27 protein-coding genes and 2 pseudogenes are annotated in these 25,394 nt (G+C 31.7%); 23 read left to right on the top strand and 6 right to left on the bottom strand.

The window, feature by feature from the left end; genetic code table 11:
• Positions 1–13: 13 nt before the first annotated feature.
• From PYW35_RS08550 to PYW35_RS08505, 10 genes are all read left to right on the top strand, one after another.
• Entirely contained in the window at positions 14–4,879 is a 4,866-nt protein-coding gene (locus tag PYW35_RS08550; protein ID WP_103322829.1) for a phage tail spike protein, read from the top strand.
• Positions 4,879–5,043: a hypothetical protein gene (locus PYW35_RS08545; RefSeq protein WP_169925687.1), complete on the top strand. Its 165-nt coding sequence runs from the start codon at positions 4,879–4,881 to the stop codon at positions 5,041–5,043. Before PYW35_RS08550 ends, PYW35_RS08545 begins: the two co-directional genes overlap by 1 nt.
• Positions 5,044–5,080: 37 nt before the next feature.
• Positions 5,081–5,362: a hypothetical protein gene (locus PYW35_RS08540; protein ID WP_103322828.1), complete on the top strand. Its 282-nt coding sequence runs from the start codon at positions 5,081–5,083 to the stop codon at positions 5,360–5,362.
• A 66-nt stretch (positions 5,363–5,428) separates the two neighbouring features.
• Complete coding sequence (locus PYW35_RS08535) at positions 5,429–5,752, top strand: hypothetical protein (RefSeq protein ID WP_103322827.1); 324 nt, start codon at positions 5,429–5,431, stop codon at positions 5,750–5,752.
• Positions 5,753–5,761: 9 nt separating this feature from the next.
• Positions 5,762–6,211, top strand: coding sequence for a hypothetical protein (locus PYW35_RS08530; protein WP_103322826.1), 450 nt, complete (start codon positions 5,762–5,764; stop codon positions 6,209–6,211).
• On the top strand, positions 6,204–6,455 hold the full coding sequence (locus PYW35_RS08525; protein ID WP_078356257.1) for a phage holin: 252 nt from the start codon (positions 6,204–6,206) through the stop codon (positions 6,453–6,455). Before PYW35_RS08530 ends, PYW35_RS08525 begins: the two co-directional genes overlap by 8 nt.
• 50 nt (positions 6,456–6,505) lie before the next feature.
• On the top strand, positions 6,506–7,921 hold the full coding sequence (locus PYW35_RS08520; RefSeq protein ID WP_103322825.1) for an SH3 domain-containing protein: 1,416 nt from the start codon (positions 6,506–6,508) through the stop codon (positions 7,919–7,921).
• A gap of 199 nt (positions 7,922–8,120) precedes the next feature.
• Entirely contained in the window at positions 8,121–8,924 is an 804-nt protein-coding gene (locus PYW35_RS08515) for a glycerophosphodiester phosphodiesterase family protein (protein ID WP_103322824.1), read from the top strand.
• Positions 8,925–9,551: 627 nt separating this feature from the next.
• Positions 9,552–10,394: a hypothetical protein gene (locus PYW35_RS08510; RefSeq protein WP_103322823.1), complete on the top strand. Its 843-nt coding sequence runs from the start codon at positions 9,552–9,554 to the stop codon at positions 10,392–10,394.
• A gap of 19 nt (positions 10,395–10,413) precedes the next feature.
• Complete coding sequence (locus PYW35_RS08505) at positions 10,414–11,052, top strand: hypothetical protein (RefSeq protein WP_275068753.1); 639 nt, start codon at positions 10,414–10,416, stop codon at positions 11,050–11,052.
• Positions 11,053–11,096: 44 nt separating this feature from the next.
• Here PYW35_RS08505 and PYW35_RS08500 read toward each other — a convergent pair whose 3' ends face one another.
• Both PYW35_RS08500 and PYW35_RS08495 read right to left on the bottom strand, forming a co-directional pair.
• Positions 11,097–11,369: a hypothetical protein gene (locus tag PYW35_RS08500; protein WP_103323583.1), complete on the bottom strand. Its 273-nt coding sequence runs from the start codon at positions 11,367–11,369 to the stop codon at positions 11,097–11,099.
• A gap of 25 nt (positions 11,370–11,394) precedes the next feature.
• Positions 11,395–11,805, bottom strand: a complete 411-nt coding sequence (locus PYW35_RS08495) for a YolD-like family protein (RefSeq protein ID WP_103323582.1) — start codon at positions 11,803–11,805, stop codon at positions 11,395–11,397.
• 561 nt (positions 11,806–12,366) lie between these two features.
• On the opposite strand from PYW35_RS08495, the gene PYW35_RS08490 reads away from it, so the two are divergent.
• Positions 12,367–12,663, top strand: a complete 297-nt coding sequence (locus PYW35_RS08490; RefSeq protein WP_103323591.1) for a hypothetical protein — start codon at positions 12,367–12,369, stop codon at positions 12,661–12,663.
• Between the two features lie 365 nt (positions 12,664–13,028).
• Here the strand turns inward: PYW35_RS08490 and PYW35_RS08485 are convergent.
• Positions 13,029–13,223, bottom strand: a pseudogene (locus PYW35_RS08485) (tyrosine-type recombinase/integrase); the annotation flags it as partial.
• 156 nt (positions 13,224–13,379) lie between these two features.
• Between PYW35_RS08485 and PYW35_RS13295 the strand changes: the two are divergent.
• The 5 genes and pseudogenes from PYW35_RS13295 (at position 13,380) to PYW35_RS08460 (ending at position 15,377) form a co-directional block, all read left to right on the top strand.
• Positions 13,380–13,757: a DUF6941 family protein gene (locus PYW35_RS13295; protein ID WP_410250563.1), complete on the top strand. Its 378-nt coding sequence runs from the start codon at positions 13,380–13,382 to the stop codon at positions 13,755–13,757.
• Positions 13,738–14,109 carry a hemolysin XhlA family protein gene (locus PYW35_RS08475; RefSeq protein ID WP_226908846.1) on the top strand — a complete coding sequence of 124 codons (372 nt, stop codon included), beginning with the start codon at positions 13,738–13,740 and terminating at the stop codon, positions 14,107–14,109. Before PYW35_RS13295 ends, PYW35_RS08475 begins: the two co-directional genes overlap by 20 nt.
• Before the next feature lie 158 nt (positions 14,110–14,267).
• Positions 14,268–14,462, top strand: a complete 195-nt coding sequence (locus PYW35_RS08470) for an LSm family protein (protein WP_016911404.1) — start codon at positions 14,268–14,270, stop codon at positions 14,460–14,462.
• A 144-nt stretch (positions 14,463–14,606) separates the two neighbouring features.
• Positions 14,607–15,083, top strand: a pseudogene (locus PYW35_RS08465) (DUF4355 domain-containing protein).
• A 114-nt stretch (positions 15,084–15,197) separates the two neighbouring features.
• Positions 15,198–15,377, top strand: a complete 180-nt coding sequence (locus PYW35_RS08460; protein WP_103323474.1) for a hypothetical protein — start codon at positions 15,198–15,200, stop codon at positions 15,375–15,377.
• Positions 15,378–15,541: 164 nt separating this feature from the next.
• Here PYW35_RS08460 and PYW35_RS08455 read toward each other — a convergent pair whose 3' ends face one another.
• Positions 15,542–15,805, bottom strand: coding sequence for a YrhK family protein (locus tag PYW35_RS08455; protein WP_103323473.1), 264 nt, complete (start codon positions 15,803–15,805; stop codon positions 15,542–15,544).
• Between the two features lie 539 nt (positions 15,806–16,344).
• On the opposite strand from PYW35_RS08455, the gene PYW35_RS08450 reads away from it, so the two are divergent.
• Positions 16,345–16,581 (top strand): hypothetical protein, encoded by a 237-nt coding sequence (locus PYW35_RS08450; protein ID WP_103322466.1) that lies wholly within the window; start codon positions 16,345–16,347, stop codon positions 16,579–16,581.
• Positions 16,582–16,633: 52 nt separating this feature from the next.
• Here PYW35_RS08450 and PYW35_RS08445 read toward each other — a convergent pair whose 3' ends face one another.
• Positions 16,634–17,716 carry a branched-chain amino acid aminotransferase gene (locus PYW35_RS08445; protein ID WP_103322440.1) on the bottom strand — a complete coding sequence of 361 codons (1,083 nt, stop codon included), beginning with the start codon at positions 17,714–17,716 and terminating at the stop codon, positions 16,634–16,636.
• A 166-nt stretch (positions 17,717–17,882) separates the two neighbouring features.
• On the opposite strand from PYW35_RS08445, the gene PYW35_RS08440 reads away from it, so the two are divergent.
• Positions 17,883–18,875, top strand: a complete 993-nt coding sequence (locus PYW35_RS08440) for a YdcF family protein (protein ID WP_103322441.1) — start codon at positions 17,883–17,885, stop codon at positions 18,873–18,875.
• Between the two features lie 164 nt (positions 18,876–19,039).
• Here PYW35_RS08440 and PYW35_RS08435 read toward each other — a convergent pair whose 3' ends face one another.
• The gene (locus PYW35_RS08435) at positions 19,040–19,486 is read right to left on the bottom strand and encodes an N-acetyltransferase (protein ID WP_103322442.1); all 447 of its coding nucleotides are present in this window, start codon (positions 19,484–19,486) and stop codon (positions 19,040–19,042) included.
• 134 nt (positions 19,487–19,620) lie between these two features.
• On the opposite strand from PYW35_RS08435, the gene bshC reads away from it, so the two are divergent.
• From bshC to PYW35_RS08410, 5 genes are all read left to right on the top strand, one after another.
• The gene (gene bshC, locus PYW35_RS08430) at positions 19,621–21,237 is read left to right on the top strand and encodes a bacillithiol biosynthesis cysteine-adding enzyme BshC (RefSeq protein ID WP_103322443.1); all 1,617 of its coding nucleotides are present in this window, start codon (positions 19,621–19,623) and stop codon (positions 21,235–21,237) included.
• Between the two features lie 145 nt (positions 21,238–21,382).
• Positions 21,383–21,814 (top strand): division/cell wall cluster transcriptional repressor MraZ, encoded by a 432-nt coding sequence (mraZ, locus tag PYW35_RS08425; protein WP_016911082.1) that lies wholly within the window; start codon positions 21,383–21,385, stop codon positions 21,812–21,814.
• Positions 21,815–21,825: 11 nt separating this feature from the next.
• A complete protein-coding gene (gene rsmH / locus PYW35_RS08420) occupies positions 21,826–22,761 on the top strand; it encodes a 16S rRNA (cytosine(1402)-N(4))-methyltransferase RsmH (RefSeq protein ID WP_103322444.1) in 936 nt (311 codons plus the stop codon).
• Positions 22,762–22,780: 19 nt separating this feature from the next.
• The gene (gene ftsL / locus PYW35_RS08415) at positions 22,781–23,161 is read left to right on the top strand and encodes a cell division protein FtsL (protein ID WP_016911080.1); all 381 of its coding nucleotides are present in this window, start codon (positions 22,781–22,783) and stop codon (positions 23,159–23,161) included.
• A complete protein-coding gene (locus tag PYW35_RS08410) occupies positions 23,148–25,388 on the top strand; it encodes a penicillin-binding protein (protein ID WP_103322445.1) in 2,241 nt (746 codons plus the stop codon). The genes ftsL and PYW35_RS08410 overlap by 14 nt, the downstream gene beginning before the upstream one ends.
• Positions 25,389–25,394: the final 6 nt, after the last annotated feature.

The following is a 25,394-nucleotide window of genomic DNA, read 5'->3' as shown; positions in this document are numbered from 1 at the left end:
AGGAGGTGGAATTTTGATACATGTACTCAATTTCAATAGCGAAATTATAGATTTTATTAGCAAAGATGATTTGTCAGTTATTCGTGCGGAGTATACAAGAAGCAGAGAAGATAAGAGTGAAATGTTAAACCTCACAATATTATCAGAACGTGCAGAATATTTTAAAGAACGTAACAGAATTATTATTCAAGATAAGAATAATGCATATCGTGAATTTATTATTAATCGCGTAGAAGATGTAGAAGACTATATAGAGGTCGAGTGTGATGCTTCATACGTTGAAGATATAGGCAAAGCTAAGCCTATACCAGCTGGTCAATTCACTAAACTAACTGTAAACCAAGCTTTGTCTGAAACATTAAAAGATTCTGGTTGGGAAGTCGGATTGTGTGAGTATGGTGGCATTAAATCCATGTCATGGACTTCTGTTAGAACACCACACGAAATGATAGACCAATTAACCACAACTTATAAACTGGAACCGGATTATGAAATTGAAATTAAAAATAACGAAGTTGTAAGTCGTAAAGTAAATATGGTACAACCTAAACCTTTATTTGAAGGCAAGGAAATTATATACGGTAAAGACTTGATATCCATGAAAAGAACAGTTGATATGACAGAAGTTAAAACAGCTTTATTTGCTTTTGGTCCAGAAAAGGACGACGGAACAAGAATAAGTACTGTTGTAGTAGATGATGAGGCACAACAACAATTCAATTTACCAAAACGATACTTATGGGGTATTTACGAACCAGAATCAGATGACCAAGATATGACGCTTGAAAGACTTATCACTCTAACTAAAACAGAATTAAATAAACGTAAGTCATCAGCGCTTAGCTATGAAATTGAAGCTTTTGATTTAGAGAAAGAATACCCGCATGAAATTATAAGATTCGGGGATATCGTCCGAATCAAAAATTCAGATTACACGCCAAGTTTATATGCTGAAAGTGAAGTAGTAGGCTTTACGCATGAGCTTATATCTGATGAACTAACTTGGAATATTGGAAATATTGTCGAATATAAAGAAGATGATTTATTAAAGTATTTTAGAAGTCGAATGGAAGAAATTGAAAAGAAATTAACCAATAACATCAATAATTCAAATACAATTATTACTGATCGTATTGAAGAAGAAATCGATAAATTGCAACAAAAAATACACAAAGGCACAACACCACCCGACAATCCAGAAGAAGGACAGTTTTGGTATGATACATCAAATCCAAACGTTGCAGTATTACGTGAATTTGTTAATGGTAAATGGCAAAACGCGTCAGCACATGATGTCGAACAAATTGGTGGTATGACAAAAGAAGCAATCATATACAACGAAATAAATGGCACATACATTATTTTATCAGTACAACATGCAAAAATAACCAACGAGGTGTATGAGGCTTTAAATAGTGAATATTTAGTTGATGAAGATATAAGAGCTTGGTTAAACAATGAATTAGACACAGTTAACAGTTTATTTAATAACGCTAGAGATTTAATTGGAAGTATGACAATTGAAACAGCAACTATAGGTAAATTAATGGACGCGCAAAGTATGATTGTTCAATATCGAGCGCAAATATATGCGCTTAATGACGCGTTACTAAATGCTAGAATGGCTATTGATGAACGATTTAAATTGTTACAGGCTCAATATACAGAAGAAAAATTTAACGAGGCTATGCAAGGTGTAGCAACAGCGATAGGTGGAACGTTTAACGAAGATACAGGGCAATTAATAGCAGACATACCTAATAACGATATGTTAGAAGATTTACGCGCCACGCTTGAACAATCATTAAGTGATTTAACACAAGCAAACCAAGTTAAATTACAAGAGTTGCAAGATGGCATAACAGAAACTAATCAACGTATAACAAATACTAACGAGGAATTAAGCGCAGGTATTACGTCGGTAACTCGAAAAGTCGACGGTTTAAAAGTTGGCGGTAGGAATTTATTACAATCATTTAACGAAAGTGAAGCAGGTAAAATTTACCCTAATTTAACAAGCACTAAAGAATTTGATTTTTCTGGTTGGGCTACTGAATTATATAGTGCTAATTATCTTAAAAATGTTTTAGAAGAAGGAAAAACTTATACGCTTTCATATGAATTAGAAATAACGGAATTAGCAACGTCTGAAATGGTATACGGCAAAAGTCATGGACTACTATTCCATGTTGCAAGTGGTAATAGTAGCATGTCTATAGACACTCAACAACAACTTGAACGTGAATTAGGTAATAAAATGATAGTGAAACATACTTTCACTATCAATACTTTATATGATTATAGATTGATTGGATATTCTGGAAGATATACAGGAGACGGAACAGCTTATGGAGAACCTATTACTTTTAATAAAACGAAAATAACTAAATTAAAACTTGAAGAAGGTAACATAGCAACATCATGGACGGCCGCACCAGAAGATATTGAACAGCGAATAGCGTTAGCGCAACAAGACGCAACAAACGCAGCGCAAGCATACGCGGACGCACAAGATAACTTGAAAGCGATTGAAACAAAAGCATATGCGGACGGTGTAGTCGACGAAGAAGAAAAACGCGCAATAGCCGACGCGCAAGCTAAATTAGCACAAGCTAAAACTTATGCCGATCAAAAGGCAGCGGAGGCAAAAACTCACGCAGATAATGCAGTAGGCACTATAAGTACAACCGTTACAACACAAGCAGCAGACATAAAAATCTTGAAAGACGGCATTGCATTAAAGGCAAACAATACGGAAGTTACTAAGATATACGACCAGTATTTAACGCCGTTACAAACGCAAGTAGATGTGCAAAAGGCAACGCTTGATGTCTTACCTAGCCAAATAGCCGCAAAGGTATCACAAGCGCAGTATGACGCAGATATAAACAGCGTAGTTGGTCGATTAAACACATCAGATACTGAACGTGTTCAACTTGCCAATCAAATAGCCGATCGTGTGACGTTAAACGAATACCAAACAACTAAAAAGAAAATTGATAATTTAAGCGTTGGTACGCGTAACTTATTAAAAAATAGTAAAGAGCGTTCTGATTTGTTTGGTAGCACTACGCACCGAAGAATTGTATATGATTTAACTACGCCTTTAAAAATAGGTAGCGAGTATACTTTAATATTTGATATGGAGGTTACAAGTGGCGATAACTTCGGTAAAACGACAGTGTTACCTTATGAGCCTAGTGGTGGTTCTATTAACATCAATATTGATAATAGTACGCATAACAAACTTACCTTTACAGCTACAGCGCCGAGTACGTTATTCCTAATTTATTCAGCTACCAATTCAACGCCAGAAAATACAACAACAGAGGTAAAAGTAACTAATGCAATGTTAGTTGAAGGCAATACAATAGGGAATTATCACCAAGCACCCGAAGAAACAGATGAAAGATTATCAACCATGCAAACAAGCATTGAACAAAATGGTAAAGATATTGAATTAAAAGCTAGTGAAGAAGAATTTAATAAAACTAAACAAACCTTATCAAAGACAATATCAGAAATTTTAATGAACACGACTACAGGTGTCACACTCTCTTATGATGACAATGGGGACGTAATTGATTTAAATGTCGGACCAAGTGGTGTGAAAATAAATACCAATGTTTTTGAAATAAACGACGGTGACGTGATTGTTAAAGACGGCGTAACTACTATCAAAGACGCTTATATTGATAAATTATTTTCTAAACAAGCGACGATCAATTATTTAAACAGTGTTGATATTACTGCAAAACGTATTCAAGCTAAAGATAACAAGTCAGAAGTGAATATCGAAAATGGCACGATAACTATGAACAGAACTGACGGTTATAAATTAGATATGGGTATAAATGGTATTACAATGACTAATCCTAATGGGTCAACTAGATTTACAATGAATACAACTTTTGTACAATCGGCAGCTATAGGCACAACAAATGCAAATGTATATTTAGCTGCTCAACAAGGCTATGAAATACGTGCGGTTGATTTTACACAAATACCAAGTGATGGAGCGTGGGATAGTTATCGTTATGTACCGATTAGAGCAGATAGCTTTATAGGAGATAAATTAATGACTAACGCAGGTACTAATTTGTATTTAGGTACGGATAACGAAGTGCGAGCAACTGCGAGAGGTGGATATAACGGAACAGATACTGTTTATCGTAACGTTAGGGCATTAGGTTACTATGGTGACTTTATTGAAACGAACAGTGTAACTAGCGGTGTAAACATTTATATACGACCTGATTCAAACGCAGAAGTACGATTTACTGCAAAAGGTACAACCGATTCCTATGTAGATACTAGAGCAAAGAACATATATGGTAGTTCATTAATAACACGAGATACTGGTAATTTATATTTGGGTACTGATGACGGCGTAAGAATAACAGGACGGTCTTTATATAATGGAGGAAGTCCAATATGGCGTAATCTAGCAGCAAATGGATTGTACGCTAACTTTTTAGATATCAACCCTAATACCAGTGCCACAAATCTTTATTTAAGAGCAGATAATGAGGTGCGAATAACTAAAAGAAATACTACTGATAGCTATATTCCAATCCGAGCAGCAAGTGCTACATGGACGTCATCTGAAAGATATAAATACGACATTGAAGATTGGAATATTGATGTGTTAGATCATCTCGTTAATCGCATTAAATTATATAGTTATAAATTATATTCGGAACAAGATGACGAAAGCGATCGTATCAGACATGGCGTTATTTTAGAGAGAGAAACGCCAGACGAATGGAAAAATGGTGACGGTGTTGATTCGTATGAAATGACAGCATGGTCAATTAAAGCAATACAAGAATTGGCAAAAAAAGTGCAAATACTAGAGGCGAAATCGGAGGAAAAATAATGAACGAACAAAACAACATTCAAGCAAACCCTCAAATTGTTATCAACAATTTAGTACAGGAAAACGCAAGATTAATGCATGAAAATGCAGTTTTAAAAGCAATAGTGCAAGAACAAAATGAACAACAACAAACTGATAATCAAGCACCTACTCAAAGTGAGTAAGGTGTTTTTTATATAAAAAATTAAAGGAGTGTTTTAAATGGAAATGAATATTAAACAATATTTTTTAGTAGAGCGTGATAGTAATAGTCAAGAGTCTTGTTTGATCAAAAATTATGGTAATGGTTTTAATAGAGGTGGCACACCTCAATCTGCTCACAAGTTTTCAAGTGAGGAAGACGCAAAAACTTCATGTACAGTACAAAACACATTAGCAACTATCTTTGGTAATAATACATTCACTTATTACGTTGAAGAAACAATTACGCGTGTTAAAAAGCAAGATAATGGTACTGAACTTGCAGAAGAGACACAAGCATAAATCACAAGGCACTGATTAATTTCAGTGTCTTTTTATATAGATAAATAAATTAAGGAGGGTGTCGAGGTGATAGATGACCTAACTAATGAAGATTTACAAGACCCTACTAAACTTAGATTAGTAATCAAAGATGTAGATAGAAACTTGAGAAATCTCAAACGGAAATTAGATGAAATAGATAGAACTCTAAATGATGATGAAAAGGGTTTGAAAAATGTTTTGAAAGATGTCATTGATGATGTAGAAAAAATTGATGATAAGTTAGAAGAAATATTAGAATCGCAAAAGGACACCCGCAAGACAGTAAAAAATATACTCCTTTCTGGAAGCATAGGAACAGCCGTCACTTCAATTTTCGGCTTTGTGCTTAAACAGTTAGGCATATGGTAGGTGATTTAAATGAGAAAGTTAGGAACTGGAGAACAAATCGGTGCACTATATGGCGCTTATTTCTTTATAACACTTTATTATTCAGAAAATTTGTTTGGAGAGCCAAATTCAGATCTATATAGAGCGTTTTTACAAGTAATACCGAGTCAAAAAGCTTGGATGTTGTTTGGGTTATCCATCACGTTATTTTATGTGGTAAGTATGATTTGGCAACATCATATTGTCATCATGTTTGTGAACGTGTTAAGTGGTTTATTCTTCACACTTATAGCGGTAACATATTTATTTACTTATCCAAATATCGGATTGGCACTATATACATTAGTCGGTTTTAAGAATTTTCAATTTGTGTTTAGGGTGAGTAACGAACATGAAAAACATAAGACGGATAAATTAAAAATGAAAATGAAATCAAAAGGTAGTTTGAATGATTACGAGAAGGAGGATAACAATGAATAAAGATAAAACGAAACAGTTCATCGCATTAGTCGGTGGTTTTCTAGGTGCTTTATATCTAGCGTTAAACGCATCAGGTATAAGCGCTGAATGGATTAATCCACAAAAGGTTGACGCGTGGGTAAACGTGCTTAACACAGGCATACCAATCGCGTTAACGTTCTATGGCGTATATAAGAATACGTTTATTGTAACTGATAAAGCTAAGAAACAAGAAGAAATGTTGAAACAAAAAGGTATGAAATGAGAGTCGGCTAAATAGTCGGCTTTTTTAATACAATAAAAGGAGTGTTATTAATGACTGCGAAATTAACGAAGAATGAATTTGTGAAATTTTTAAACGGTACAATTGGGAAACAATATGACTTTGACGGTTGGTATGGTTTCCAATGTTTTGACTATGCTAATATAGGTTGGCAACAATTATTTGGTCATGGTTTAAAAGGCGACGGTGCTATCGATATACCATTCAATAAAGAGAATAAACAGTATTTCAAAAAAGAAGCTACTGTATATGAAAATACACCAGATTTTTTAGCACAACCAGGAGATATGGTTATATTTAACGCTAACTATGGTCAAGGTTATGGTCATGTCTCATGGGTAATTAATGCTACATTGAACACAATTACAGTATTGGAACAGAATTGGTTAGGCTATGGCTGGACTGACGGAATTGAACAAGGTGGCAAAGGTACTGAAACAGTTACTAAACGTAATCATACTTATGATACTAAGATGTGGTTTATCCGACCAAACTTCAAAACAGAAATTCATAAAACTGCAACTGCTAAAAAACCAAGTAAAACTAAAACCAAAACTTTAAAATACAATCGTGATGAAGTAACGGGTTATAAATTGCCTAAACGTGGTTATAAACCTAAAGGTGTAGTTATCCACAATGATGCTGGAAGTTTATCAGCTATGCAATATCTCGACAGTTTAGTAAACGCACCATTAAGTCGATTAGAGAACGGCATAGCGCATAGTTACATTAGTGGTAATACAGTATGGCAAGCACTCGCAGAAGGGCGTACAGCATGGCATACAGCTAATAATGATGGCAATACTAATTATTATGGCATTGAAGTATGTCAATCAATGTCAGCAAGTGATAAAGACTTCTTAGCAAGTGAACAATCAGCATTTCAAGAGGCAGCGAGAATGTTGAAGAAATGGGGACTGCCAGTCGATAGAAATACAGTTAGACTTCATAATGAGTTTGCGCCAACAGAATGCCCACATAGATCAATGAAATTACATGCTGGCTATGCGTCTAGCGATAGAGCGCCACAATCTGTTGTGAATAAAACTAAAGATTATTTCATTAGCCAAATTAAAGCATATTATAATGGCAATATACTGATAGGTACAACTGTTAAACTAAGTAAACCTAAACCAAGTAAACCAAATGTATCAACTGGCAAATGGCAGAAGAATCAATACGGTACATGGTGGATGAAAGAATCTGCAACATTCACTTGTGGCGGAAGTCCAATACTAGCGCGTGTAGGTTCACCATTCTTAACTGCACCAGAAGGTTATTGGTTTCAACCGAAAGGGTACACACCTTATGACGAAGTTTGTATTCAAGATGGTCATGTATGGATTGGTTACACATTCAAAGGTGTAAGATACTACTTGCCAGTAAGAACAGCTAAAGGTACGCCACCGAATCACATCGTCGGTGCAGCATGGGGGACTTTCTCATAAATATTAGACCTAAAAATTATTGAAAGAATAGTCTGATAATGATACGATGTTTATAGGCTAACTATGCTCACTAAAATTATCTCCATAATTTTACAACACTATTATTTACCCTAGCTTACTGGAATAGGCTAGGGTTATTTTTTGTATTATTTATGATAATATAGCGAAGAATACTAAAATGCGAGCGAGGTTTTTAAAGTTGAATAGAATCATAGTAGTAAGCTTAATAAGTTGTATAGCATTAGTTGGTTGTAATAGTAAAGAAAGTGTATTAGAAAAAGACTATATAAATATAGCACATAGAGGTGCAAGTGGCAGTACTCCAGAGCATACATATGCTGCATACGACAAAGCGATAAAACAAAAAGCTGATTATACAGAACTTGATTTACAAATGACTAAAGATAATAAACTAGTAGCGATGCATGATAGCAAAGTGGATAGAACTACAAACGGTACAGGAATGGTTAAAGATAAAACATTGAAAGATATAAAAAAACTCGATTCTGGATCATGGTTTGATAAGAAATATAAGGGTGAGAAAGTACCAGAATTAAATGACGTATTAAGCAAATATAAAAAGAAAACAAACTTCTATATTGAAACTAAAAAACCCGATATGTATCCGGGTATGGATGAAAAACTAATAAAAGATTTAGAAGATAACACTATCTTAAAAGAAAATGATTTAGATAATGGAAAACTAATCATTCAATCATTTTCTGAAACAAGTTTGAAAAATATACATAAATTAAATGAAAATATTCCGTTAATCCAGTTAGTAGACGATAAAGTAGTAAAAAGCTTAAACGATAAAGAATTAAAAAATTTATCCAAATACGCATATGGTTTGGGATTTAATAAAGAGGTTGTAAATAAAGATTTAGTAAAAAAATGTCATGAAAATGGGTTGAAAGTTCATGTCTTTACATTAAATAATCAAGATGAAGTTAAAGAAATGAAAGAGTTAGGTGTAGATGGAGCATTTAATAATAATCCGTAACAATCTCGTGCAAGTTCTAATCTTTAAAAATAATTTTAATGTAAAAATATATTTATAATGACTAAAGAAAAAAACCTACTTAGCGTATACTAGGTATGGTTATTTTTTATGCCTTTCACAAATTATATGTTATTATTCAGAAAGACATATTAAACACAATATGACGGCGACCCTACTTTTTATTAAGTGGGGTATTTTTATGTTTATGATAAAAAAGTAAGGGGTAATAAGTTAATGTCAAGATACCCCTGTTTTATAGATCTTGATGCATTTTCATGTATTAAACACCCTTAAGTGATTTTGGCACCTCGCTAAAAAGCGGGGTGTTATTATTTGATTAAATACTAAAAGTGTATTATTACTATATATAAGCACTTTTGTTATGCTTGAGTATCATATTAAACACCTGTTACCTTACCCTGTCACAATAGTGATGGGGTTATATTTTTGCCTATAATTAGTATCTACTAATAGTATCAACTCTTAATATGTGGTATAATATAAGTGTGTATTAGCAACTAATGTCCTTCCCTGATGTTAGTTGCACTTTTTATAAATTAACTCTTTCAACTTTATTGTGTAAAATGTATAATATTGTTAAATACACAATGAAAGAGGTTTGGGGAAATGGCAAATATATATTTAGCGAAATTAAATGTAAATGAAAAAATCCACAGTGTCTATAAAGGGGAAACTACAATAAAAACCTTTTTAGATCAACTGTATATAGACATTGATTCCAATCGAGTCATGGAAGATGAAATGTCTGGCGTAAGATATAAGATAGTAGACATTGAAAAAAATCCAAATGATTTTGTAATAAATGGAAAGTTTTTAAGAATTGAAAAAAGTAAAACTCAAAATACTTATGATGAGAAAAATGATGAATTAAAAGAACAAATAGTAGAAAGTCCAGCAGACTATATAGCTTTTTCATTTTTTGTACATAGGGAAATGATAGCATTTGTTCCAAAACAAGCATTCTCAAGACAACATTTCTTGAAAGTTTTTGCTGATTTTATTTATCTTTGTAGTCCTCAAATAGGTCGAGTTAATTTGCAAATAAAGTTAGATAATAAAGAATTAGATAAAAAATTTGCAGAAATAAATACTATGAAAAAGATATCAGTTGTGATAGTTCCTCCAAATTCAGATAAGGATTTATGGAAAGGACTTGAAAGTATATCAGAAGAATTAGAAGAAACTGAAGCGACAGAAATGGAGTTTTCTTTAAAAGCCAGTATCAGAAAACCATTAGTTAAATCATCAGAATTAGTAAAGGGACTATATAATTTTGTGAAAAGAGGATATGGTGAAATGGTTGCAGAAGGAAAAGGTATTGATGGCATGCCACTTGAAATAAATACTTTAAAAAACAAAGAATTAATAGAAAAACATAAAATACCCGAAAGTATAAAAAACTCTCCAAATGAAATCGCATCAGAAGTAATAGATAAAAATATTTTATAATGAAAAAAGAGGTGTTAAATTGAAAAATATAATGAATAAAATTTTTATTGAAACCTCTCCGAATATATACTTATTAAAAAGAATAAAAGAGTTGATTTGGTCAATCGAAGCATTAATATCATTGTTATTGTCTGCGATCACTATATTTATTATGTACTATTTTTTTCAATTAGATTCTATATTATATAAATCTGTGATTTCAGAGTTGATTTTAACTTTTATTGGTGGACTTATCACGATGATTGCTTTTTCTCTATCAGCACTAGCTTTAGTTTTATCGATTTTTAAAACCGAGGATATTGAACGTATATCAAAAGTAGGTATAGAAGAGTTTTCTAATAGTAACAAGAAATTAATTTTTAGCAAAGTAGAAATTTTTGCTATCTTAATTTATAGATTTTATGCATCAGGTATACTTAATTTGATTTCTATATTTTTATTGATTATAGGGTATTTTATTGTTAATTTACCAATAACTTTTTCTAATTTTGTTCTATATCCTTTAACCCTGGTAAGTGTATATATAGTCTATTTTAGTTTGATTTTTACAGTTCTATTAATACCTACTTGTATTAAGTTTAAGTTTATTGAATATATAGATACGAATGATAAAAAACAAAATCCCATATCATCTGATGATTCAGTCGATAATCAATAAGATAAATAACATAAAGAAACCCACCTTAATTGGTGGGCTTTTTTTTATATTAGTCCTTCACGTTCGACTTCATTCAATTTATGCATATTAACCATAAAGTCGTGTTCTCTAAATTTTCCATTCAGCTCATAACGAGGCCTATCAATTATACCCGAATACAGAAGAACATTTAGAATATCAGAAACATCTTTGTCATCATGTCCGTTTTGATAGACCCTGTCTTTTAATACTTGTGTACTCGTTATTTCTTCCTTGAAAATGGAATTAGTAATTACTTTTACAACTTCCTTATCATAATTGTGTATTTCTTGATTCATTTATATCCCCTCCATTATATTAATATTACTCTATCTCCACAATACAATCCATACTCAATATTACTTTCTCACCATTCTCTAATACTTCTAACTTATTACGTTCACTATCAAACTTGTTAATCTCACATTCAATTGTCTTATAATATCCGTTATCCCAATATTTAATCGTCGCTGGTGGATCATAAAATAACTTTTGTGCTAACACATCATTTAAATCACGTAGCGCTAATTCATCAAATACAGGCTTATCAACTTTGTTTTGATTTTCTTTATACTGCCTAATCGTTTCATACTGTTGTGGCATCGTTGCAAATGGCGCCCACTTAATCATCTTACGACCTTGCGGAATATTAGTATTCAAATACTCCTTAGGAATCTTACGATAGTCAGTTTCATACTTATATGGTTCGGGCATAGTAGGGTTAATGATTTTCATTTTTTACACCTCACGTATAATTAGTAGTTTCATTATACGAACGAGTGTTCTGTTTTGTAAAGGGGCTAAGCGAGAGGTCTTTTTTATGATGAAAATCATTTACTACACCAGGACTACACCAAATGTACATAAATATTGGTGTTATAGCGTTTAGGGAATCCCTCCCAGGACGCTAAATTACCAATATCCCGTTGTATCTCGTTATTCGTAACGATGGTACAACGGGATTTCTTTGTATAAAGAAATAGCTTGTTATATTTGAATTAGACCAAACTATTCTTAAACCTGATTAAAGCACCTACATTAAGTTGTGGGTGCTTTAATTTTAATATGTTAAATAAAGATAAAGAAATCGAAATTGGAAAGTTGCAACAAAAGATTAACTATATTGATGAACATGTGGGTATTATATTAAAGGATATATCATATAACTAAAATAAATACTTCTATTATTAAACTCTACTTAGTAGAAACTAGGTAGGGTTATTTTATGTTTATTGTATATAATATAGGGATAAAGCAAAACTACGTATATTCAGTAAAAAGGAGGATTAACTGATTATGTTTGATATAGTAATCTCTATTAGTTGCTTTTTAGTATCTATTTTATTGGCAATATATGTCGCATACTCTAAAAACTTAAAAATTATTGCATCAATCGATCATGAAAAGGTGCGACCAGAAAATAAAAATAAAATAGCGTATTTATTTTCAATTTGTTTAGTATTAGGAACTATTTTTATTATTTCAAGTGGATTGTTACACGACTATAATTTTTATTTATCGATTTTACTTTTTGTGGTTGGTTTTGCAATATTAGTTTTATTTTACATTATTTTCTTAAAATTGAATAAATGATTTATTTAGAACTTCATAATTTGCCTGTCACTTTGAGTGATGGGGTTTTATATATAAACTAATTTATATGAAGAGTTATAAAAAATATTAGGATACCAATTATATTAAGAATGGGAAAATGGATTTAGTTTTAAACTAAATGATGTTTATATAGTATTCTTTAAAGTAGAAGAAGAATATAAAGAACACGGTTATCACAGAAAAAGCATTGGATTGAATCATTTAGCTTTTGGTGTAAAAAATAAAGGTATATCTATACTATATAAAGATAAACACCTATATGCTAGGGGACCAGATAATGACGTATACTAGCCTATAATATTAATGTTTCAAGCTTGCAGGTGTCAACATATGTGCCAAGAGAATCATTCTCTGACACGTTGACCTTGTTCTTTTTTATATACTTCTAACAGATGAGAGTGAATTTCTAAAGTTATAGATATATTCCCATGTCCTAATCTTTTACTAATGTATTCTATTGGAATGGACTTACTTAATAAATAAGATGTATGTGTATGTCTTAATGCATATGGTGTAATAGAATCATCTTCAAAGCCAATTTTTCTACTGAACATGAATTTATGCAATTAGTTATTCAAACTGAAAAAGAATACCCTGAAATTTCATATGAAGATGAAATATTAAAACGGATTTGTTTGACGGATTTAGATTATTATCGTGAAGGTAAAAGTTTTTAATTTACCCCACCTAAATGAATAGATGGTTGTTCGATTCACGTTCTATCTTTTGCACAATTAAATTTAGAAGTATTACCTAATAACTATTCTTTTGATGTATCATTTGGGATAATAGGTATAGATGAAATAAAAACTTATACTTTACAATTTGAGTTAATAGATCCTGATGATAAAATTATGTTTAATACTACTGTAAAAATTGATAAGAAAAAGATGGATGAAGAGAATGGAGATAAAAAACACTTAAATGTCTTTGAAACTAATGCTCGCTTTAATAATTTGAGATTCGAAAAAGAGGGTATTCATTCTATTAAGTTAACTATTGAAGATAATACATCTAATGCATACTTTAATGTTATGAAAGGTAATCTAGAAAATGGCGAACGAAAAAATTAGTAGACTTGATAAATTTAAATTAGAAAATAGGGACGAAAGAATAACAAAAGATTTAAAAGAATTATCAAAGGCTAGTGGATTAGATTTTCATCAATATAGTGCAGGTAGTATAAGTTCAAATGAGGTGTTAAATATGAATGAATATATAAGTAGAAAAGAATTTGAACAGTTCGAGAAAAGAATCGACGATAAATTCGATAATCTAAACCATAAAATAGATGACCTACCTATGAAAATAGAAGATAAAATAAAACTTCAAATTTCTGAAATGAAGAACACACAAATGAAATGGTTTATTGGAACACTTATCGCTATTTTGGGGGTAGCAGGGAAAGTTTTTGGTTTTTATTAATAACAAAACCCACCTTAATTGTGTACTGCACCCCGAAAGTTAGAGTAAAAACCTAACATTCGGGGTGTTTTTATGTCCAAAACGTACTTAAGGCGTTAAAAGGTGCACTACTCAAAAACTGGAACTCATATTGTACCGTACGAAAAGGAGGATAAGTTATGAAACTATGGACTTATGTGGGAAAAAAGGTACGAATAGAATTGACGAATGGAAAACAATTTATTGGTGAAGTTACAGATTACGATGATGAAATAGTTAATAACAGTGGGGAACCTTCTATACATTTGGCTACTGGATTTCAATTATATGACTTCGATGAAAGCAAAATAAAGTCGATTGAAACTTTAGATTAAGCACCTAACCGAAAATTAATGGTTATGGCGCTATTTTTATACACTTTTTTAAGCTATTACAACAATGTAATGGCTATTTTTTATGTCCAAAACGTGCTGATGACTTTAAAAGCTTGTATGGAATATAGAGTCGACGGACTATAAATGGAGGTATATTTTATGGAAAAAAATAAACTTAAGCTTAATTTACAATTCTTTTCCAATCAAGAAGGAACAAACGAAAATACCAATGATAATAATGATTCTAAAGATGAACAAGACAAGCAAGAAGAAGTAACTTTTACACCAGAACAACAGAAAAAAGTTGATGAAATTATCGAACGTCGACTAGCAAAAGAAAAGAAAAATGCAGATAAAAGAGTGCAAGATGCAGTCGAAGAAGCCAAACGTTACGCCAAAATGAATAAAGACCAAAAAACAGAATGTGAGAATGAAAAGTTGTAGCAAGAATTAGCAGAGCTAAGAAAAGAAAAAGCATTAAACGAAATGAAAAATACTGAAAGAGTTGCATTTAATGATTCTGGAATAGTAGCAACTGACGAGTTGCTAGATTTGGTGGTAACTGCAGAGGCAGAAACGACAAAAGCAAATGTTGAATCATATACAGAATTAAGGATATAATTAACTAAATTAGGTATTAAAGGAAGTGTACCTGGTATATTAACTAATATAGGTTATATGGAAGTATCTTGTTCACTAAGTGTAGATCAAAAGTTTAAAAAGTAGGTTTTAAAAATGAAGAATATATTAAAAGGTATTGCTTACGTAGCGCTCATGTTTTTATTATTAACATTACTAAATATAATCGTTGATGATGAAATAGATTGGTCTAAGAACATAATCATTTCTATTTTTAGTTATCTTGCTTATCTTTTTTTTGAATGGGCATTTGATTCTAATTCGACTAAAAAATAATGATTATATATGTATTATTAGCAATGTTAACCACTCATATCAATGGGTGGTCTTTTTCATTTTATCCCCACAATCCTATCCGAATTCAAAGACATTTAAAGTGTCTAATGCGTGTCAAAATAGTCCGATTTATGATGAGCAGTTAAGTATTATTGCTTATTAATTTATTTATTCTTTTTGATTTTACTAATATGAATATCTCTTGATATCGCAATTAAAGGACGAATTAGCATTTGAAAACTGCCGATAACAAATAAAACAGTGCCAGCAAAAGTAGTAGATTCATTAAAGAATAGGAAACTACCAACTATAAAGAACATTGCAAGGATTATATCGTTAACTTGATATAGGAACTTATAAAATGTCACAACTTTTATATCAATATTGAAAATGTTGAATTCAAGTTCTTTTTTGTTATCTGTATACATTTTCCTCACCTCAAGCTCATGATAACAATGTGCCTATTAAATTCAAAGCAAACACAATATGAAATAAATGATTTAGTCTAAAACAATTAAAGGGAAATATGAACGAGGGTGGAGCAGGGTTGAGTGATCAGTTAAGAACTTTAAAGTTAATAAGCTATTTTGAACCTTTACATAAATACCAATAAATACAATTGTATATAAAAAATTTATATAATTTAGTGTTTTTAAGATTTATAATAAATACTATTGATATAAATGAATAAATGTAATAAAATGTATTTTCAAGTGCTACTTTAGAGTTAAAATACAATAAAATAAAGAGGTGAAAATGTATATAGCGTATTGAAAATGAACGTTCGACTAAAAAGTTAATCTAAGTTATTGCACTTGCACTTTAGTATAGTAATTAATATTAATGACAGGATTTTTTAGTTCCTATAGTTTTTAGTAATACAGTTTTGGATATTTATTATTTTGTTATGACGGATTTTTAATAAATCTAAATGATTATATTCTTTGAAAAAAATGGAGGATTACTGATGACATATATAAATTTTTGGAAGCAAATATTCGATTATAAAAGCAAATCTAGTTTTAAAGAACTTATCATAAGCATGGTTATGAATATTGTAATATTAGTTTTATTAATGGCACTTGGATTTATTGTTCCAATGTCTTGGGAGAACGCTGTTGTTAATATTTATTATATCGTTTTAGTGTTAATGATATTTCCAACGGTAGCTATGATCGTTAGGGTTATAAAAAACTATAAATAATATACAGAACACCCTATCCGAAATTTCAAATTTCGGATAGGGTGTTTTGTTTTTATATTGTTGTAGGTTCTCGTTGTATTGAATAATTCCAGTTACGTATGTCAGGCAGTGTTTTATTTTGTATGAAGCTATAAGTTTTAAATAAATGTTGTGTGATCGGTCCGGTCTTATGATTATTTATAATTAATGTATCACTTTTATATTTAACTTCACTTACTGGTGTTAGTGAATGTAAAGTATCTGTACAAAATATTTCTGTTAATGATCCTTCTTTGTAGCGCTCACTTATTTCTTCAATGCTTATTTTACGTTCTTCTATTTGATATCCGAGTTCTTTTGCGAGTTCTATTATTGACTGGCGTGTAACTCCTGGAACAATACTACCATTTAATTCAGGTGTTATGATTTGCTGATTGATGACGAAAAATACATTCATATTACCTATATCTTCTATATAGCTTCTATTGATTCCATCTAACCACAATACTTGATCATATCCTAGCTGTGTCGCCATTGACGTAGCTGCATATGTTGAGGCGTAATTGCCTCCATACTGAGTGTATCCCGCGCCTCCAGGAACGGATTTAACATAGTTATCTTCAACATAGACTTTAATAGGCTCTGGGATATGGCATTTTGTATTTGAAGTTAATGGTGATAAGAATGCTATAAACTCGTAAGTATCAGATTTACTAACGCCTAGCTTACTTTCGGATGCATACATAAATGTTCTAATGTAAATTGAATGATTATGATTTTCTTCAAATAGTTGTTGTTCTTGATTGAGTAATTGATTTAACCTTAATAATACACTTTCTACTTCTACTTCTGGCATTTCTATTCTTTTTAAAGAAAGGTTGAATTTTTCTAAATGTTCTTGAGGCTTAAATATATGTATTGAATGTTTAATAATATATGCTTTCATATCTTCGAATACTGTTTGTCCATAATGAAGGCATTGTGCACTTGGAGAAATTGTAATGGGCGCATAAGGTTTAATATGTGGTGAAGACCAACCTTTGGCTGAATCATATGACATGATTAACATTTTATTGCCAAACTGATGACCAAATGGGGATTCACCTTCATCTAATGTCTCAACCGCTGCTGATTTTCTTGAACTTTTGTTTTCCATGATAAATTGCCTCCTGTATGTATATTGGTAATGTGAAATATTATATCAGCTGTGTTGACCTAATTCAATATTTATTTTGAAAATTCTGAAAATAATTAAATGTGTATAATATTCACGATGATGATATACTTTTATTGTTGAAATAATATATTAGGAGGTGACAATCATGTTCATTACATTATTCTTTTTAATGTTGCTCATCATTAGTTATATTGTAGACTTTAGGCAATATAAGAACGTTTTTTTGCTTGGAATTTTTCTTGTAAGTTTATTTACCAGCATTGTTGTTGAAGTTTTAATTCCATTTTTAAATTTGCATATGAATATTAATTATCTTTTAATGTCAAATATCATTTATGCTTTAATTGTCATTGTCGTCATGCTCTTGTCACTTTTGAATATAAAGAAGAAGATTGCAAACGAAGGCAGGTTCGTCACGAACATGATTGTCTTAGGTTATGGCACATTTATTCTTATTAACTTTTTGATTATTATCTTTAAACCTCATATCTTAGTTGACGATTTAAATGGGCTTATCGTTATTGTCATTTCATGCTTGTTTTATTATTTGAATCTATTCTTCATCCTTCATAACTTATACTCTTGGATATTAAGTGGTGTAGCTAAAAGAAAAAAGGGTGACTTTATCATAGTTCTAGGTGCAGGTATCATTGGTGAAAAAGTGACACCGTTATTACAAGCGAGACTACACAAAGCTATTAAATTGAAAAAGAAAAGTTTAGATACAATGATTATCGTAAGTGGTGGGCAAGGACCCGATGAAATAATTAGTGAAGCGGAAGCAATGAGAAGATACTTAGTCGATCAAGGTATTCGAAATGAAGAGATTATAATGGAAGATGCGTCAACAAATACCGAAGAAAATTTAGTTTTTTCAATGAAGGTAATGGACGAGTATAAAAAAGGAGCAATTGCTACAATTGTGTCGAATCATTTTCATATATTGAGAGCGGCGTTTTTATCTAAAAAACTAAATATAAATGCAACTGTAACAGGTGGATCATCAAAGTCTTATTTTTATCCTAATGCATATATTAGAGAATATTTAGCAATTATGTACATGTTCAAGAAGACACATGCAACTGCAATCATTATGATGTTAGTTTTCGTAATTGCATATACTTTGCTGCGATCTTAATTAAAGATGCATTGTTTATCAAAAAAAGAATTTGGGACATAAATAACCATTCTCAAAATAAAAATTCTCTTCATTAGGTTATAGCCTAGTGAAGAGATTTTTTTAATTTCACGATTTTGAAAGCACTTTATAAGTGTCTTCTCTGCTTTTTATTTTTTAAGCTATTAATTATCTGGCGTCCAAATGACAATATCTTCGCCAGATTGGTTTTGCTGTTCTATATCTTGGAAACCATGCTTCAAGAAAAAGTCTTTAGATTGGTTACGAGCGATACATTTGATAGGTAACTTGAAACTCTTAGCATAATCTAATAACTGATTACCATATCCTCTGTCTTGGTAATCTTTAATTACTTCAAGTTTCCATAATATAAGGTAATCATTAAATTGTGGGAAGTAAGTTTTTTCGATTTCATCTTGTTTATATAAACACATTCGCGCTACTAACTTGTCCCCAACGTAAATACCATAAAATGGTGAATCTGAACTAGCATCTATCATTTTTCCTTTTAGTTCTTCAACCATATATAAACCTTCGTTACCGAAGTTACGGAATTGTTCAAATGCTTCTTCAGTCTTGTAATTAATTTGTAAATGTACTACTTTAGCCATGATAATCCCCCTTGCTCTTTTCTCAATTATACTTCATTTAGATAAAATTTTAAATTATAAGCCGTTAGATTGTTTTATTTAACTACAATCTTTATACTATTGGTAGTAATTAATTTTGAAGGAGAAAGACTCGTATGGACTGTAAGAAGACTGTAATTGATCAACAAAATAGCTTTATAGATAGATATACAAATCAAAGCGATGAAATTTTGGATTTTTATGAATATAAACCTGGAGAACAATCTGAATTTGAAAGACGTGCTAAATTAAATTCTAATGGTAGAGAAAAAGCATTGTCAGAAGTGATTCATAGTTATATGTCTGACTTAGAACTGACAGAAGCACAGCTTAAGAATATTGAGAATTTAAGAAATGGTCACAAAGTTATAATTGGTGGTCAACAAGCAGGTTTATTTACTGGGCCGCTTTATACTTTCCATAAAATTATTTCTATAATAATTTTAGCGAATGAACAAAGTGAAAAATTAAACACAACAGTTGTGCCAGTTTTTTGGATAGCAGGAGAGGATCATGATTTTGATGAAGTAAATCATACTTTTGCTTATGACCGTGTTTCTAGGCAGTTAAACAAAGTGAAATACAGCACTTTAGAACCTCCTGAAAAAAGCGTGTATCAGTATCAGTTCGATAAAGAACTTGTCATGGATGCTTTAAGCGATATGTTTAGTGCTATAGGGGAAACAAATCATTCAAAGGCTGTTAAAGAAATGGTTACGGATGCGATAGAAGCATCTGATTCATGGAGCGATATCTTTAAGGTTATGACGAATGAAGTGTTTAAAGAGCATGGTTTATTATTAATTGATGCGAGCTATTCAAAATTAAGAAAAATCGAGATACCATTATTTAAAGAAATAATCGAAAAACGTGAAGAGATAGATAATGCCTTCCGTAACACGCAAGATCAATTTGCTAATGTTATTAAAAAACGTATGATTTTAACAGATAGTAACGTACATTTGTTTTATGACTACAATCAGAAAAGACAATTGCTTATGTATGAAAATGAAAAATATTATTTAAGCAAAGATACGGATGTAACTTTTAGCAAAGATGAATTAATCAGTGTGTTGGAAAAACATCCTGAAAGATTTTCTAATAACGTTGTCACAAGACCTTTAATGGAAGAATATTTATTTAATACGTTAAGCTTTATTGGTGGCCCAAGTGAAATTATATATTGGGGCGAACTTAAAGAGGTATTTAAAACGTTAAATATTGAAATGCCTATCGTTACGCCGAGAATGCGTATTAGTTATCTTACTCAAGAAAGCAAGAAGTGTATAGATACTTACGAACTGGATTTAGATAACCTGTTGATAAACGGTATTAAAGATGACAAAGATAAGTTTATTAGAGAAAAAGCGTCTGATGAAGTATTGAGAGAAATTGAAGAAATAAAAGTAGTTCAATCAAGTTTCCATCAAAAGCTTATCAATCAAATTGGTGATAATTATCAAAACAGAAAATTGGTTGAAAAGAACAACCAGATTCATCAGCATCAATACCAGTATTTGATAGATAGATACTTGTTAAATGTAGAAAGAGAAAACGAAATTAGTATGAGACATTTTGAAATAGTGGAGAATACATTACATCCTCACCACGGACTACAAGAAAGAGTGTGGAATCCTATCCAATTAATGAATCAATTTGGGATTACTATGTTCAGTCCCTCCACTTATCCACCACTTCGTTACACTTTTGAACATATCACGCTTGAACTATAGTCAAATCAATGTTTAGCACCCAATTTACGAAATCGTAAATTGGGTGTTTTTTTAACTTTTTACACAAAGTTTAAGAAAACTTGCATAAATAGTGGAGGATTGTGGGGGAATGTGGTAAATTATAAATAAGGTGAGGTGAAATAAAATGTTCATGGGTGAATATCAACATCAATTGGATATAAAAGGTCGTATAATTGTGCCTTCTAAATTCAGATATGATTTGAACGAACGTTTTATTATCACTAGAGGCCTAGATAAATGCTTGTTTGGCTACACTCTTGAAGAGTGGGCGCGCATCGAAGAGAAACTCAAAACCTTACCCATTACAAAAAAAGATGCCCGTAAATTTATGAGAATGTTCTTCTCAGGTGCTATTGAAGTGGAGTTAGACAAACAAGGACGTATTAATATTCCTCAAAATTTAAGAAGTTACGCTAATTTAAGTAAAGAATGTACTGTAATTGGTGTTTCTAATAGAATTGAAATTTGGGATAGAGCTACGTGGAATGATTTTTATGATGAATCTGAAGACAATTTTGAGGACATTGCGGAAGATCTCATTGATTTTGATTTTTAGGAGTGAATTAAATGTTTCATCACGTATCCGTACTATTAAAAGAAACAGTAGACAAGCTAGATATTAAACCCGATGGTACATACGTTGATTGTACATTAGGTGGAGCTGGGCATAGTTTATACCTGGTTGAACAATTGAGTGACGAAGGTCGACTGATTGCAATCGATCAAGATGAAACAGCGCTAGAGCATGCTAAAGAGATTTTAAAAGATCACTTGCATAAAATAATTTTTGTACAAGACAACTTTAGAAATTTAGAACATATATTAGAAGAACTACATATTAGTGAAGTAGATGGCGTACTATATGACCTAGGCGTATCTAGTCCACAACTCGATACACCTGAACGAGGTTTTAGTTATCACTATGATGCTAAGTTAGATATGAGAATGGATCAATCACAATCATTATCTGCTTATGAAGTGATAAACGAATGGTCATATGAACAACTTGTGAGAATCTTTTTTAGATATGGTGAAGAGAAGTTTTCTAAACAAATAGCTAGAAAGATTGAAGCAAGAAGAGAACAAGTACCTATAGAAACGACTTTCGAATTAGTGGATTTAATTAAGCAAGGTATTCCAGCTGCTAAACGTAGAAAAGGTGGACATCCAGCAAAACGTGTCTTCCAAGCAGTGAGAATTGCAGTGAATGATGAGTTAGGTGCTTTTGAAACATCAATTGAAGCTGCGATACAACACGTGAAAGTTGGCGGAAGAATCTCGGTAATTACGTTCCATTCTTTAGAAGATCGTTTGTGTAAACAAGTCTTTCAAGAATATGAAAAAGGACCAGATGTACCAAGGGGATTACCGGTTATACCGGAAGAGTACAAGCCGAAATTGAAACGAGTAAATAGAAAACCAATTATTTCTGATGATCAAGAACTTGAGCAAAACAAACGAGCAAGAAGTGCGAAGTTAAGAGTAGCAGAAATTTTGAAGTAAGCAGAGGAGTGGCAATTGAATGGCAGTAGAAAGAATATATCCAAATTATAGACCTGATGAGTGGCAAGAGCCACAACTCGAACCGAAGAAGAAAAAAGTTACAAGGACCAAAGTTGTAGGTATATCTAGAATCGAAAAAGTCGTATACATATCATTAATAACTATGATTGCGTTGATAAGTATTTATATGCTATCTTTAAAAATGGATGCGTATAACAACAAGACTCAAATTGCAGAATTAGACAGTAAGATTGAACAACAACAAACAACTAATAGTGATTTGAAGACGGAATCTATGAAACAATCGTCATACGAGCGCATCTACGAAAAAGCTGAAGACTACGGTCTAAAGTTGAATAATGACAATGTAAAGGTAGTGCGTAGTGATGCCAAAAATTAAAATAAAGAAAAATAAAATAGGAGCAGTCCTCTTAGTAAGCTTTTTCGGACTGCTCTTTTTTATATTGGCTGTAAGATATTCATATTTAATGATCAGTGGACACTCTGCTGGTGAAGATTTAACTTACAGGGCCAGTGAAAAATATTTAAGACAATCAGTTGCAGAGCCAGAACGTGGAAAAATTTATGATAGAAATGGGAAAGTTTTAGCTGAAGATACAGATAGCTATAAATTAGTAGCAATTTTAGATAAAAAAATGAGTGAAGGTAGCGATAAGCCAAAGCATGTTAAAGATAAAGAAAAAACTGCTAAAGCGTTATCTAAAATCATTGATATGGATGAAAAAGATATATTAAGTAAACTTAAGACAAAAAAAGCCTTTCAAGTTGAGTTTGGACAAAAAGGTAAAGATTTAACATATAAACAAAAAACGCAAATTGAAAAATTAAAATTACCTGGACTTACATTTGAAACTGAGAAAAAAAGATTTTATCCTAATGGAAACTTTGCATCTCATCTTATTGGTCTGGCAGATAAAGACCAAGAAACAAATCAATTAAAAGGCGTTGCAGGTGCTGAAAAAGTGTTTGATAGTTATTTAAGTGGTAAAAAAGGTAAAAATTCATATAAACAAGATATATGGGGCATGCTCGTACCAAACAGTGAAAACAGTATTAAAGCTAAAAATGGTGATGATGTGCACTTGACTTTAGACTCTAATATTCAAGTATTCGTTGAAAATGCACTTAATGAAATGGATGATCGATATAAACCTAAAGACTTATTTGCTGTCGTAATGGATGCAAAGACTGGAGAAATATTAGGTTATAGTCAACGTCCAACATTTAATCCGGATACAAAAAAAGATTTTGGTAAAAAATGGGCGAACGATTTATATCAAAATACATATGAGCCAGGTTCTACATTTAAGACATATGGACTTGCTGCAGCAATTGAAGAAGGTAAGTTTGAACCTAAGAAAAAATTCAAATCTGGTCATAGAGAAATTGATGGATTTAAAATTTACGATTGGAACGATGATGGTTGGGGCAATATACCTATGACGACTGGGTTTACTTATTCAGCTAATACACTCATGATGAAATTACAAGATTTAGTTGGAGAAGATAAAGCGAAAGCTTATTATGAAAAGTTTGGTTTCGGTAAGAAAACAGGAGGCTTGTTCGATAGTGAAGCGCCAGGTAATATTGCGTTTGACAATGAACTTCAAAGAAAGACATCTGCATTCGGACAATCAACTACTGTAACACCAGTACAAATGTTGCAAGCTGAAACAGCAATATTAAATCAAGGTAATATGTTAGAACCTTATTATGTACAATCAATTCAAAATAAAGAAAATAATGAAACAATTAAAAAAGGCGATAAAAAAGTCGTCGGCAATCCAATTTCTAAAGATACTGCTCAAAAAACAATGGATGAATTAGATAAAGTCGTAAATAGTAAAGAAAGCCACGCAACAAATTACCAAATTGATGGCTATCGTGTAGCAGGTAAAACGGGTACTGCTCAAGTTCCAGATACTAAAAATGGTGGTTATGTTAATGGCGCAAACCCTTATTTTGTTAGTTTCATGGGTTACGCACCTGCAAAAGATCCAGAAGTAGTTGTTTATGCAGGTATGTCATTGGCACAAAAGCGTGACTTAGAAGCATATGAATACGGTGTTTCAAGAGGGTTTAATCCTATTATGGAAAACACATTGAAATATTTAGATGTTGAAGAAACTGAAGGAAAGACTAAGGATAAATCGTCAGAAGTTCCGGATGTTGTCAACATGAGTATTCAAAAAGCAACTGATGCAATTAAAGGTAAGAAATTAGAACCAATTGTCATCGGCAATGGTCAAAAAGTTAAAAAACAATTGCCTCTTAAAGGGAAAAATGTTCAAGACAAAGAAAGAATCTTGCTAGTCACTGACGGAGAAATGACGATGCCAGATACTCAGAAATGGACTAAACGTGATCTCTTGAAACTACAAGAAGCTACTGGAATCGATGTGGAAACAGAGGGTTCTGGTTATGTGTCTGAACAATCAATAGAAGGAAATCAAACGATTAAAGCTGGTACAAAAGTGAAATTCACACTTTCGAATAATCATCCAAATGGTGATGATTCTATAGGGCAAGTACCAGAAGAAGATGCTTCTAAAGATACAAAGGAAAGTAAAGATGATAGTAAAGAAGAGACATCTAGTGATTCATAAAATCAC

Source organism: Mammaliicoccus vitulinus (assembly GCF_029024305.1).
In the GTDB taxonomy this organism is placed as follows: Bacteria; Bacillota; Bacilli; order Staphylococcales; family Staphylococcaceae; genus Mammaliicoccus; species Mammaliicoccus vitulinus.
This window is presented reverse-complemented; position numbering and strand designations above follow the sequence as displayed.

What these genes read in the sequence shown, in the direction of transcription:
- PYW35_RS08545 (WP_169925687.1), top strand. Translation starts at nt 4,879, where the DNA reads ATGAACGAACAAAACAACATTCAAGCAAACCCTCAAATTGTTATCAAC.
- PYW35_RS08540 (WP_103322828.1), top strand. Translation starts at nt 5,081, where the DNA reads ATGGAAATGAATATTAAACAATATTTTTTAGTAGAGCGTGATAGTAAT.
- PYW35_RS08530 (WP_103322826.1), top strand. Translation starts at nt 5,762, where the DNA reads ATGAGAAAGTTAGGAACTGGAGAACAAATCGGTGCACTATATGGCGCT.
- PYW35_RS08525 (WP_078356257.1), top strand. Translation starts at nt 6,204, where the DNA reads ATGAATAAAGATAAAACGAAACAGTTCATCGCATTAGTCGGTGGTTTT.
- PYW35_RS08520 (WP_103322825.1), top strand. Translation starts at nt 6,506, where the DNA reads ATGACTGCGAAATTAACGAAGAATGAATTTGTGAAATTTTTAAACGGT.
- PYW35_RS08510 (WP_103322823.1), top strand. Translation starts at nt 9,552, where the DNA reads ATGGCAAATATATATTTAGCGAAATTAAATGTAAATGAAAAAATCCAC.
- PYW35_RS08500 (WP_103323583.1), bottom strand. Translation starts at nt 11,369, where the DNA reads ATGAATCAAGAAATACACAATTATGATAAGGAAGTTGTAAAAGTAATT.
- PYW35_RS08495 (WP_103323582.1), bottom strand. Translation starts at nt 11,805, where the DNA reads ATGAAAATCATTAACCCTACTATGCCCGAACCATATAAGTATGAAACT.
- PYW35_RS08490 (WP_103323591.1), top strand. Translation starts at nt 12,367, where the DNA reads ATGTTTGATATAGTAATCTCTATTAGTTGCTTTTTAGTATCTATTTTA.
- PYW35_RS08475 (WP_226908846.1), top strand. Translation starts at nt 13,738, where the DNA reads ATGGCGAACGAAAAAATTAGTAGACTTGATAAATTTAAATTAGAAAAT.
- PYW35_RS08470 (WP_016911404.1), top strand. Translation starts at nt 14,268, where the DNA reads ATGAAACTATGGACTTATGTGGGAAAAAAGGTACGAATAGAATTGACG.
- PYW35_RS08460 (WP_103323474.1), top strand. Translation starts at nt 15,198, where the DNA reads ATGAAGAATATATTAAAAGGTATTGCTTACGTAGCGCTCATGTTTTTA.
- PYW35_RS08455 (WP_103323473.1), bottom strand. Translation starts at nt 15,805, where the DNA reads ATGTATACAGATAACAAAAAAGAACTTGAATTCAACATTTTCAATATT.
- PYW35_RS08450 (WP_103322466.1), top strand. Translation starts at nt 16,345, where the DNA reads ATGACATATATAAATTTTTGGAAGCAAATATTCGATTATAAAAGCAAA.
- PYW35_RS08445 (WP_103322440.1), bottom strand. Translation starts at nt 17,716, where the DNA reads ATGGAAAACAAAAGTTCAAGAAAATCAGCAGCGGTTGAGACATTAGAT.
- PYW35_RS08440 (WP_103322441.1), top strand. Translation starts at nt 17,883, where the DNA reads ATGTTCATTACATTATTCTTTTTAATGTTGCTCATCATTAGTTATATT.
- PYW35_RS08435 (WP_103322442.1), bottom strand. Translation starts at nt 19,486, where the DNA reads ATGGCTAAAGTAGTACATTTACAAATTAATTACAAGACTGAAGAAGCA.
- bshC (WP_103322443.1), top strand. Translation starts at nt 19,621, where the DNA reads ATGGACTGTAAGAAGACTGTAATTGATCAACAAAATAGCTTTATAGAT.
- mraZ (WP_016911082.1), top strand. Translation starts at nt 21,383, where the DNA reads ATGTTCATGGGTGAATATCAACATCAATTGGATATAAAAGGTCGTATA.
- rsmH (WP_103322444.1), top strand. Translation starts at nt 21,826, where the DNA reads ATGTTTCATCACGTATCCGTACTATTAAAAGAAACAGTAGACAAGCTA.
- ftsL (WP_016911080.1), top strand. Translation starts at nt 22,781, where the DNA reads ATGGCAGTAGAAAGAATATATCCAAATTATAGACCTGATGAGTGGCAA.
- PYW35_RS08410 (WP_103322445.1), top strand. Translation starts at nt 23,148, where the DNA reads ATGCCAAAAATTAAAATAAAGAAAAATAAAATAGGAGCAGTCCTCTTA.